The following is a 9,575-nucleotide window of genomic DNA, read 5'->3' as shown; positions in this document are numbered from 1 at the left end:
GCCGATGGGCGTCTCCCGTGGGGGGCTCCGGCGGGCGGGCCGGTGTCCTCGGGGAGCGGCTACGGTCGTCGTATGAGCAGCGACGACACCTCTGCCCCCTTCGCCGAGGCGCTCGCCGCCGGCACGGTGGTGCTGGACGGCGGGCTGTCCAACCAGCTGGAGGCGGCCGGGTACGACCTGAGCGACGAGCTGTGGTCGGCGCGGCTGCTGGCCGAACGGCCCGAGGCGGTCATCGAGGCGCATCTGGCCTACCTCGACGCGGGCGCCGACGTGGTGATCACCGCCGGCTACCAGGCCACGTTCGAGGGGTTCGCCCGGCGCGGGACGGGGCGGGCGGAGGCCGCCGCGCTGATCGCGTCGAGCGTGGAGCTGGCACGGAAGGCGGTGGCGCGGGCCCGCGCCGAGGGCGCGCGCCGGCCGCTGTGGGTGGCCGCGTCGGCCGGTCCCTACGGTGCGATGCTCGCGGACGGCTCGGAGTACCGGGGGCGCTACGGGCTCACCGTGGCGGAGCTGGAGCGCTTCCACCGGCCCCGCCTGGAGGTGCTGGCCGCCGCCCGGCCCGACGTGCTGGCCCTGGAGACCGTCCCGGACACCGACGAGGCGGCGGCGCTGCTGCGCGCGGTGCGCGGGCTGGGCGTACCGGCCTGGCTGTCGTACACGATCGACGGTGCGCGCACCCGCGCCGGTCAGCCCTTGGAGGAGGCGTTCGCCCGGGCCGCCGACGCGCCGGAGGTGATCGCGGTGGGCGTCAACTGCTGTGCCCCGCAGGACGCGGACGCGGCCGTGGCGACGGCCGCCCGGGTGACGGGCAAGCCGGTCGTCGTCTATCCCAACAGCGGCGAGAGCTGGGACGCCGACGCCCGCGCCTGGAACGGCCGGCCCACCTTCACCACGGAACGGGTCGCGCGCTGGCGCGCCTCGGGGGCCCGCCTCATCGGCGGCTGCTGCCGCGTGGGCCCGGACGTGATCGCCCGCATCGCGCGGACCCTGACGGGGGAACAGGGCACGGACTGAGCCGTCGTCCCGGGCGGGCCGCGCGCGGGGTTCGCGGCGGGTCCTGTCTGCGTTCAGGCCCCGCGTACCCCGCCGGAGCGGCGCAGGCGGCGGATCACGGCGCGCAGTTCGGCGGCTCGCGGCACGGGCGTGCCGTCACGTGTGCCCTCGGGTGTGCCGTCCGACGGACCGCCGGCCGGGCGCGGCGGTGTCCCCGGGCGGCCCGTCCGGCCGGGCGACGCGGCCGCCGCCGCGCCGGCCGCCCAGAGGGCGAGTTCCGCGTCCCGGGGACCGTGGACGGTGTGCGGGGGACCGTCGCCGAAGACGCGGACCGGGTGGGTGGTGTCCCAGGGCTCCCAGCCGGGGTCGCCGTCGGTGGCGAAGCGGACCCAGGCGGCGTGCATGAGGTCCGCGAGTTCCTGCGGGGCGCCCTCGCCGGCGAGCCGGCGGGACTCGGGGACGTCGCCGGTGTCGAAGACGAAGCCGAGTTCCAGGGCGTGGCAGGCACCCCGGCCGGGCAGCAGCGACGGCCAGGCGAACTCGTAGACGTAGGAGGTGCCGGGGCGGGCGTCGGCCAGGCGGTGCAGGGGGCGGCGCAGCAGATGGTCGGTGACCAGCTGGCCGACGATCTCGGCGGCGCCGGCCCGGGGCCGCAGGGACCGGTAGCCGCGGACCACCTCGTGCCCGCAGGGGCAGCGGGCCATGGCGCCGGCCAGCGCGACCGGGCCGAGCCGGTCGACGCGTTCGAGCAGGCCGCCGGGCACCAGCCACAGCCGGTACTCGTCGCGGGTCCAGCCCATCATCAGCTCGGCGCCGCGGGCGGCGTCCCCGTCCACCAGCGCCTGCAGCGGGTCGCGGGGCACGAGGTCGCCGTCGACGACGATGCCGAAGGCGGGGCCGCCGAGGACCGGGCTGCTGAGCCGGCCCACCTCGGCCTGGGTGCGCAGCAGCAGGCCCCGGTCGACGGCGGCGAACGCCTCGGCGGTGGCGGGCACTTTCAGGCGGGTGGCCATCCGGCGCACCATGCGGCGTACCTTGCTCCGGTCGGAGACCTCCGGCGGGCCGCTCTGCAGCACGGCCCGCCGGAACAGGCCCTGGGCCTGCGGGGCGGCGATCAGGGCGCCGACGCTGATGGCGCCGGCCGACTGCCCGCACAGGGTGACCCGGTCGGGGTCGCCGCCGAAGGCCGCGATCGCGTCGTGCACCCAGCGCAGCGCGGCGAGCTGGTCGCGCAGGCCGGGGTTGGCGGGAGCGTCGGGGAACAGCCCGTAGCCCTCCACGCCCAGGCGGTAGTTGACGGAGACGAGGACCACGCCGTCCCGGGCGAAGGAGTGGCCGGCGTACACCGGGACAGCCGAGGAGCCGCGGGTCAGCGCCCCGCCGTGCAGCCACACCAGGACGGGCAGCCGGGCGCCGGGAGCGGGATCGGGGGTCCAGACGTTGAGGTTGAGGCAGTCGTCGCCGGGCACGTCGGGGTCGGACAGGTACTGCGCGAAGGCGTCGGAGTACGGCGGGTTGGGGGCGGGCGGCCCCCAGGCGCCCGCGTCGCGCACCCCGTCCCAGGGTTCGGGCGGCTGCGGCGGCCGGAACCTGCGGGGGCCGAAGGGCGGGGCCGCGTACGGGATCCCACGGAACGCGGCCACCCCGTGCTCGTATCTGCCGCGCACCGCCCCGTACGGCGTCCTGACCACCGGGTCCGTCTGGCCTGCCGCCATCTGCCCACCAGCCCTTCACCGCGTCGGTGCGCCGTCGCACCCGTACCACCAGAGCACCACAGGGGCGCCCGGTATTCCGGCGAACGACGCCGGGGCGAACGGCTCGGCACGGCCCCGGCGTGCGGCCGGGACCGTGCCGAGCTGGGGCTCAGTCGCCGTCGTCCCCTTCCTGGGACGCGCCCACCAGTGCCTCCATCAGGTCGACGGCGCTGCCGTCGTGGTCACTGCCGGCGGTGCCGCTGCCGGTCTGGAGGTTGGCGGTGCGGTCCACCTCCAGGATCGAATCGGCGTTCGAGTTGTCGACGACGGTGATCAGGCTGCCCGACCCGGCCACGGCCGGGGCGGCCGCGCCGCCCAGCAGGGCTGCCGTGACCCCGGCCGCCGTACGCAGCCGGGGGACACGGCCGTGCACGCGGCCGTTCACACGCCGGCTCCGGCCCGCTCGGGCCGCCGGTGCGCCATGTTGCGCTCCAGCAGGCGGGTGGAGGCCTGCACGCCGATACCGCGGGCCGCGTCCACCTGGGGCAGCCGGCCGTCGGCCTGCTTCAGTTCGGCGAGCGCGGTGTCCATCGCCTCGTGGGCGGCGAACAGGCACGGGGTGCTGTAGATGGCGACGTTCACCCCCAGCTCGGACAGTTCGCCCAGCGACAGGCGCGGGGACTTGCCGCCGGCGATCTGGTTGAACAGCAGCGGCTTGTCGCCGACGACCTCGCGCACCCGGCGGATCCACTCCACGCTGCGGATCCCGTCGACGAGGATGACGTCGGCGTCGGTGGCCGCCAGCGCCTTGGCGCGACGCAGGATGTCGGCCTCGTCGGTGGCGTCGGTGCGGGCCACCACGACCAGGTCGTTCCGGGTCGCCAGCACCTGCTCCAGCTTGGCGAGGTACTCGTCGAGCGGCAGCACCTGCTTGCCGTCCGCGTGCCCGCACCGGCGGGGCCGCTTCTGGTCCTCCAGGATCACCCCGGAGGCGCCGATCCGCTCCAGGCCCTCCACCACGTGGCAGGCGACCTCGGGATCGACGTAGCCGTCGTCGATGTCGACCAGCAGGTGGTGGGCGGGGAAGGCGCCCCGCAGCCGCTGGACGAACGCCACCATGTCCGGCCAGGCGATGAAGCCGATGTCCGGCAGTCCGTAGTACGACGCGGCGAAACCGAACCCGGAGACGAACATGCCGTCGTAGTGCTCGGCGGCGATCGAGGCCGAGTACATGTCGTACACGCCGATCAGCGGTGTGGTTCCCGGTTCGGCGATCTGTTCCCGCAGCTTCTTTCCGTAAGTCATGGCGTGACTCCTCCGATGGGGGGTGGACGCACAGCGCGGAAGGAAGTCGGTGCGCGGACGGTGCTGAGCCGGCTCGCGACGCGATTCCTTTGCCAAGACAAAAGGATCCATAGACCATTGCGAGACGCCTACATGATGCGGGTTTTACTCACCCGAACGGCGCAACACCGTCACCGGAGAAACGTCACTGATCGGCGTGTCGCCTCACCCGGTTGCCGCGCGAGCGCAGGTCACGGCGGCCGGAGGGTCGTGTCCGATCCGTTCAAGACCGACGCGGGCCGCGTCCCTACAGTGGCGGCATGACTCCACGATTCGCCGTGATCGGACTCGTCGTCTCCGACCTGGCCGCCTCGCTCGCCTTCTACCGCCGCCTCGGGCTCGTCTTCCCCGCGGGCGCCGAGGAACAGCCGCACGTCGAGGCCGCACTCCCCGGCGGGCCGACGCTCGCCCTGGACACCGAGGAGACCGTCCGCTCGTTCCATCCCGCCTGGCAGCCGCCGGCCGCGGGCGGCCGGGTCTCGCTCGCCTTCCGCTGCGACACCCCCGCCGACGTGGACGCCGTGTACGAGGATCTGGTCGGGGCCGGGTACCACGGCGCGCTGGGGCCCTGGGACGCGGTGTGGGGGATGCGGTACGCGGTCGTCCACGACCCCGACGGCAACGGCGTGGACCTGTTCGCCGAGCTGACCTGAGCCTCGTGCGTCCCGGTGCCCGGCGGTCCGGGCCTACGGCCGCCGGCCCGGTCGGGACACGCCGAGGACATCGGGCTACCCCAGGGACAGCAGGTCGCCCAGTGGCATCCCGGTGAACTCCCGGACGTCGCGGGCCAGATGTGCCTGGTCGGCGAAGCCGGCGCGGGCGGCGGGGGCGGCGGACGACACCCCGGACCGTGCCAGGGCCAGCGCCCGCCGCAGGCGCAGCACGCGGGCCAGCATCTTCGGCCCGTAGCCGAAAGCGGCCAGCGAGCGGCGGTGCAACTGGCGCGGGGAGACGCCGAGTTCGTCGGCCGTCGCGCCGACCGGGCGGCCCGCGGCCAGGGCCGCGACCAGAGGCCGCAGCAGCGGGTCGGGCGGGCCGGCGGCGGCCGCCCGTTCCAGGGCCAGTTCCTCCAGCGCGCCGGCCGGATCGGACGCCGCCGCCAGGCGCCCGCACAGCCGGCGCACCACCGGGGCGGGCCACAGCTCCGCCAACTCCACGCGACGGTCGCGCAGTTCCCGGGCGGGCACGCCGAGGAAGCCGGGCGCCGTACCGGGGAAGAACCGCACCCCGGCCCACTCGGCGGCCGGCCCCTCAGGGTGATGGGCGCGGGTGTCCGGCCCGGCCACCAGCAGCCGTCCCTCGCTCCACAGCAGGTCCATGCACCCGTCGGGCAGCACGGGCGCGCCCGCGGGGCCCGCCGGGCGTCTGGTCCACACCACCGCGCCGGGCAGCCGGGAGGGGCGCTCGGCGTACCCGCCGGCCGACGGCGTGGAGCCTGCGACAGTCATACGGGCCAGGGTAGGGCGTGCCGTCCCGGCGAGCGGTCGGTCCCGCACCGCCGGTCCCGCGCGGTCACCGCCGCACCGCCCGTCCAGCGCGGTCACCGCCGCACCGCCCGTCCAGCGTGGTCACCGCCGCACCGCCGGCCTCACGCGACCGGTTCTGCGAGGTGGGCCCCGCGCGGTGCGCGGTCGGTGTGGCGCGGTCAGAGGTATCGGAGCAGGCCCTGGGTGGCCAGGCTGGTCAGGGACACCACGATCCACAGGCAGCCGCCGAGGAGCAGGGGTGCCGGGCCGGTGCGGCGCAGGCGGGCCGGGTCGGTGGACAGGCCGATCGCGGAGAGGGCGACGGTGATCAGGAACACCGACAGCGTGCCGAGCGGCCCGTGCGCGGCGGAGGGGACGAGGCCGGCGGTGTTCGCGGCCGCCAGGACGAGGAAGCCGACCAGGAACCAGGGGATCAGCCGGCCGACCCCCACCCGGCCCGCGGCTGCCTCCTATACACATCTGACGCTGCCGCCCACCCCCCCCGAGTACCTCCCCTGTGGCGCCCCGCGCTCCCACCACACCACACGCATCATCAAGCACCGACCCGGTCACGGACACCACGGTGACACGGACCTCGACTGGGCCGTGATGGCCCCGCTGCTGGAGTCCCAGGCCGAGTTGTTCGCGCCCCTGTACCGGCAGGTGATGGCCTGGCTGGCCGAGCAGGCGGGCGACCCCGGCGTGATCGTCGACACCGGCAGCGGGCCGGGCGTGGTCGCGGGCCTGTTCGCCGAGTGCTTCCCCAAGGCCCGCGTCGTGGCCGTCGACGGCTCCGCGCCCCTGCTGGAACGGGCCCGCGAGCGCGCCGCCCGGCTCGGCCACGCCGACCGCTTCACCACCGTCACCGGCGACCTGCCCGCCGCCCTGGTCGACCTGGACGCCCCGGCCGACCTGCTGTGGGCCAGCAACAGCCTGCACCACCTGGGCGACCAGCGCGCCGCCCTGACCGCGTTCGCCGGTCACCTGGCCCCGGGCGGCACCCTCGCCCTGCTGGAGGGCGGCCTGCCCGCCCGCTTCCTGCCGCGGGACATCGGCATCGGCCGCCCCGGCCTGCAGGCACGCCTCGACGCGATCGAGGCCGACTGGTTCACCCGGATGCGGCAGGACCTGCCGGGCTCGGTCGCCGAGACCGAGGACTGGCCGGCGCTGCTGGCCGCCGCCGGCCTGAAGCCCACCGGCACCCGCAGCTTCCTGCTGGACCTGCCCGCGCCGGTCTCCGCGCAGGCCCGCGCCTACGTCGCCGACACCCTCGCCCGGCTGCGCGAGGGCATGGGCGACGCCCTCGAACCGGAGGACCGGGCCGCGCTGGACCGGCTGCTGGACCCGGACGACGAGGCGAGCGTGCACCGCAGGAGGGACCTCTTCGTCCTCAAGGCGCACACCGTGTACACGGCCGTCCGCGTCTGACCCGCGGATCCCCGGGAGCGGTAGGGGCGGTGCGATCCCCCCTGCCGCCCCGCGGTCGCGCCGGGAGGCAGCCGCGCGTCGGGCGGAGACCGGGGACCCTGCGCCCCGCGCGTCCGCCCGGGCCGGCCGCCACCGATCAGCTGCCGGGCGCCGGTCGGTCAGGGGCTTGCCCGGTCGATGTCCCGCTCGGCCGATCGTTCATCAGGTCGCGCCGGTACCAGGTGCCCGGCTGGCCGCCGAGGCGGGCCGGGTCGGCGGGCCCGACGGGGACGAACCCGGCCTTGACCAGCCCCCTCCGGGGGGCGACGTTCCGGTGGGCGGCGGCCGCTCGCAGGGTGCGCAAGCCGTACCGGTGTGCCGCTAGCCGGCACAGCTCCCGGACGGTCGAGGTGGCCACGCCTCGGCCGGCGACGTGCTGCGCGACCCGGTAGCCGAGTTCCGCCGTCCGGTCTTCGATGCCGACCAGGTTGAACCTGCCGAGCACCGAGCCGTCCTCGGCGACGAGCACATGGAAGGCGCAGACGCCGGCCTCCTGCTCGGCCAGCAGGGCGTCGTACCGGTCGGCGAACCGGTCGAAGAAGTCGTCGCCGCGGTCGGAGACCGAGGCGGCGAAATAGGCCCGGTTCGCCCGCTCGAAGGCCAGCACCGCCGGGGCGTGGCCGGCGTGAAGCCGCTGCAACTCGGGCATCGCCCGACTGTAGCCGGACGGTGCGCCGAGGACACGCGGTTTTCCTCCGGTCCGGCCCGCACAGGGCGCGGCCGTGCGTCCGCCCGGTCGGGGCCTGCGCGGCCGTCCACCGCGCGGCGCCGCCCGCCGACCGCTCAGCCGCCGGAGACGAACTGCCGGGCGAGTTTCTCGCCGAGCGTGACCGCCGCGCTGTGGCTCTCGATCGGGGAGGCCTTCGAGTTCCTGAACAGGATGTAGGTCACCCCCGAGTCCGCCCCGCCGGTCGCCGGGTCCGGGTTGATGCCGAGCGCCTTGGCGGTGGCGTAGGACGCCTCGCCGATGATGTTCGTGGGGCCGGTGTCGCCGACGACGGCGTACACGACCTTGCCGCCGTGGACGACGGCGGCCACGCCGCCGCCCTTGATGCCGGCGCCGGCGTAGTTCCAGATGCTGCTCGCGCTCGGCACGACGACGTAGGGCAGGGTCTCGGCCTTCAGCGGTCTGCCGTCGGACTGGTGGAAGGCGGTGTCGTTGCGGAACCAGGGGTCGCGCATCTCGTTGCAGTGCGTGGTGCGCTGCCCGTCGCAGTCGATGTCCATGTCGGCCGTCCAGAACACCGCGCCGCTCGTGCCGCACACGGGCACGGTGGCCGAGGTCTCCTGGTCGGTGCGGTAGCGGCCGGCGGATATCTGCCGGCACGTCTTCACCTTGGCGAGCAGTTCTGCGGCGCCGACCGAGCCCTCGCGGACGGACGCGGGGGCGGTGGCGCCGGAGGCGGTGGCGGGGAGGAGCCCGGCGGCGAGCAGGGCGGCGCCGGACGCCGCGGCGAGGGTCGGTGTCGGTCTGCGCACGGTGGGGGGACCCTTCTGTCGGGAAAGTTTCCTTGTGTCCTGCCGTACGACGTGCCGCGGCGCGGCGCACCGTATTCATCATGTCCGCGTCAATCTCGGGGGGTGCGGGTACCCCCGGACCGGGCCGGGGTGCCGGGAGGGGGCCGGTCCGGTCCGGGAGTGGAGCGTCCTCAGACCACGTCGAAGGTCGCCGGGTCCGGGCCGAGGCGCCGGTCCTCGTTCAGCGCGCTGATGGCCGCCAGGTCCTCGTCGTCCAGGCTGAAGTCGAACACCTCGATGTTCTCCTTGATCCGGGACGGCGTCACGGACTTCGGGATCACGACGTTGCCGAGCTGGAGGTGCCAGCGCAGCACGACCTGGGCCGGGGTGCGGCCGTGCTTCTGCGCGATCGCCACGATCGCCGGGACCTCCAGCAGGCCCTTGCCCTGGCCCAGCGGCGACCAGGCCTCGGTGGCGATGCCCTGCTCGGCGTGGTACTCGCGGGCGGCGTGCTGCTGCAGGTGCGGGTGCAGCTCGATCTGGTTGACGGCCGGGATCACCGACGTCTCGGAGATCAGCCGCCGCAGGTGCTCCGGAAGGAAGTTGGAGACACCGATCGCCCGGACGCGGCCGTCGGCGTACAGCTTCTCGAACGCCTTGTACGTGTCGACGTAACGGTCCTTGGCGGGCAGCGGCCAGTGGATCAGGTACAGGTCCACGTAGTCCAGGCCGAGCTTGGCCAGCGAGGTGTCGAAGGCGCGCAGCGTGGACTCGTACCCCTGGTCGCTGTTCCACAGCTTGGTGGTGACGAAGATGTCCTCGCGCGGCAGGCCGGAGGCGGCGATGGCCCTGCCGGTGCCCTCCTCGTTGCCGTAGATCGCCGCTGTGTCGATGCTGCGGTACCCGGCCTGAAGCGCGGTGGCCACGGCACGCTCGGCCTCGTCGTCCGGCACCTGCCAGACGCCGAAGCCCAGCTGGGGCATCTCGACGCCGTTGTTGAGGATGATCGGGGGGACCTTGCTGCTCACGAGCTTTTGATCCTTCGGTTGTCGTCAGGTGGTACTCACATGGTCAACGATCACGGGCCCTGCCGCATTCCTGACCGGCCGATCCGTCCGGAACCGATCGCCGCACCGGAGCGCGGGTACCCCGG

11 protein-coding genes are annotated in these 9,575 nt (G+C 74.9%); 3 read left to right on the top strand and 8 right to left on the bottom strand.

Annotation, left to right across the window (positions count from 1 at the left end; all coding sequences use genetic code 11):
* Positions 1–72 precede the first annotated feature (72 nt).
* A complete protein-coding gene (mmuM, locus tag GV126_RS06290) occupies positions 73–1,014 on the top strand; it encodes a homocysteine S-methyltransferase (protein WP_159663401.1) in 942 nt (313 codons plus the stop codon).
* Between the two features lie 53 nt (positions 1,015–1,067).
* Here the strand turns inward: mmuM and GV126_RS06285 are convergent, their stop codons facing one another.
* From GV126_RS06285 to GV126_RS06275, 3 genes are all read right to left on the bottom strand, one after another.
* A complete protein-coding gene (locus GV126_RS06285; protein ID WP_159663400.1) occupies positions 1,068–2,708 on the bottom strand; it encodes a carboxylesterase/lipase family protein in 1,641 nt (546 codons plus the stop codon).
* A gap of 148 nt (positions 2,709–2,856) precedes the next feature.
* Positions 2,857–3,132: a hypothetical protein gene (locus GV126_RS06280; RefSeq protein WP_236569897.1), complete on the bottom strand. Its 276-nt coding sequence runs from the start codon at positions 3,130–3,132 to the stop codon at positions 2,857–2,859.
* Positions 3,129–3,992, bottom strand: coding sequence for an isocitrate lyase/PEP mutase family protein (locus GV126_RS06275; RefSeq protein WP_159663399.1), 864 nt, complete (start codon positions 3,990–3,992; stop codon positions 3,129–3,131). Before GV126_RS06275 ends, GV126_RS06280 begins: the two co-directional genes overlap by 4 nt.
* Positions 3,993–4,291: 299 nt before the next feature.
* On the opposite strand from GV126_RS06275, the gene GV126_RS06270 reads away from it, so the two are divergent.
* Positions 4,292–4,684, top strand: coding sequence for a VOC family protein (locus GV126_RS06270; RefSeq protein WP_159663398.1), 393 nt, complete (start codon positions 4,292–4,294; stop codon positions 4,682–4,684).
* A gap of 75 nt (positions 4,685–4,759) precedes the next feature.
* Here the strand turns inward: GV126_RS06270 and GV126_RS06265 are convergent, their stop codons facing one another.
* Both GV126_RS06265 and GV126_RS06260 read right to left on the bottom strand, forming a co-directional pair.
* Positions 4,760–5,479: a helix-turn-helix domain-containing protein gene (locus GV126_RS06265; protein ID WP_159663397.1), complete on the bottom strand. Its 720-nt coding sequence runs from the start codon at positions 5,477–5,479 to the stop codon at positions 4,760–4,762.
* Positions 5,480–5,676: 197 nt separating this feature from the next.
* Positions 5,677–5,949, bottom strand: coding sequence for a putative sulfate exporter family transporter (locus GV126_RS06260; protein WP_236569896.1), 273 nt, complete (start codon positions 5,947–5,949; stop codon positions 5,677–5,679).
* A 157-nt stretch (positions 5,950–6,106) separates the two neighbouring features.
* On the opposite strand from GV126_RS06260, the gene GV126_RS06255 reads away from it, so the two are divergent.
* Positions 6,107–6,925 (top strand): class I SAM-dependent methyltransferase, encoded by an 819-nt coding sequence (locus GV126_RS06255; RefSeq protein WP_159663396.1) that lies wholly within the window; start codon positions 6,107–6,109, stop codon positions 6,923–6,925.
* A 136-nt stretch (positions 6,926–7,061) separates the two neighbouring features.
* Here the strand turns inward: GV126_RS06255 and GV126_RS06250 are convergent, their stop codons facing one another.
* The 3 genes from GV126_RS06250 to GV126_RS06240 all read right to left on the bottom strand — a co-directional run bounded on the left by GV126_RS06250 (position 7,062) and on the right by GV126_RS06240 (position 9,450).
* On the bottom strand, positions 7,062–7,613 hold the full coding sequence (locus GV126_RS06250; protein ID WP_159663395.1) for a GNAT family N-acetyltransferase: 552 nt from the start codon (positions 7,611–7,613) through the stop codon (positions 7,062–7,064).
* 134 nt (positions 7,614–7,747) lie between these two features.
* A complete protein-coding gene (locus tag GV126_RS06245) occupies positions 7,748–8,443 on the bottom strand; it encodes a glycoside hydrolase family 75 protein (RefSeq protein ID WP_159663393.1) in 696 nt (231 codons plus the stop codon).
* A gap of 170 nt (positions 8,444–8,613) precedes the next feature.
* On the bottom strand, positions 8,614–9,450 hold the full coding sequence (locus tag GV126_RS06240; protein ID WP_159663391.1) for an aldo/keto reductase: 837 nt from the start codon (positions 9,448–9,450) through the stop codon (positions 8,614–8,616).
* Positions 9,451–9,575: the final 125 nt, after the last annotated feature.

Origin of the sequence: Streptomyces mexicanus, assembly GCF_902506575.1 — a bacterium.
In the GTDB taxonomy this organism is placed as follows: domain Bacteria; phylum Actinomycetota; class Actinomycetes; order Streptomycetales; family Streptomycetaceae; genus Streptomyces; species Streptomyces mexicanus.
This window is presented reverse-complemented; position numbering and strand designations above follow the sequence as displayed.

Bases quoted from the DNA above. Each gene is read 5' to 3' on its own strand.
- GV126_RS06270 (WP_159663398.1), top strand. From the start codon at position 4,292: ATGACTCCACGATTCGCCGTGATCGGACTCGTCGTCTCCGACCTGGCC.
- GV126_RS06285 (WP_159663400.1), bottom strand. From the start codon at position 2,708: ATGGCGGCAGGCCAGACGGACCCGGTGGTCAGGACGCCGTACGGGGCG.
- GV126_RS06250 (WP_159663395.1), bottom strand. From the start codon at position 7,613: ATGCCCGAGTTGCAGCGGCTTCACGCCGGCCACGCCCCGGCGGTGCTG.
- GV126_RS06265 (WP_159663397.1), bottom strand. From the start codon at position 5,479: ATGACTGTCGCAGGCTCCACGCCGTCGGCCGGCGGGTACGCCGAGCGC.
- GV126_RS06275 (WP_159663399.1), bottom strand. From the start codon at position 3,992: ATGACTTACGGAAAGAAGCTGCGGGAACAGATCGCCGAACCGGGAACC.
- GV126_RS06255 (WP_159663396.1), top strand. From the start codon at position 6,107: ATGGCCCCGCTGCTGGAGTCCCAGGCCGAGTTGTTCGCGCCCCTGTAC.
- mmuM (WP_159663401.1), top strand. From the start codon at position 73: ATGAGCAGCGACGACACCTCTGCCCCCTTCGCCGAGGCGCTCGCCGCC.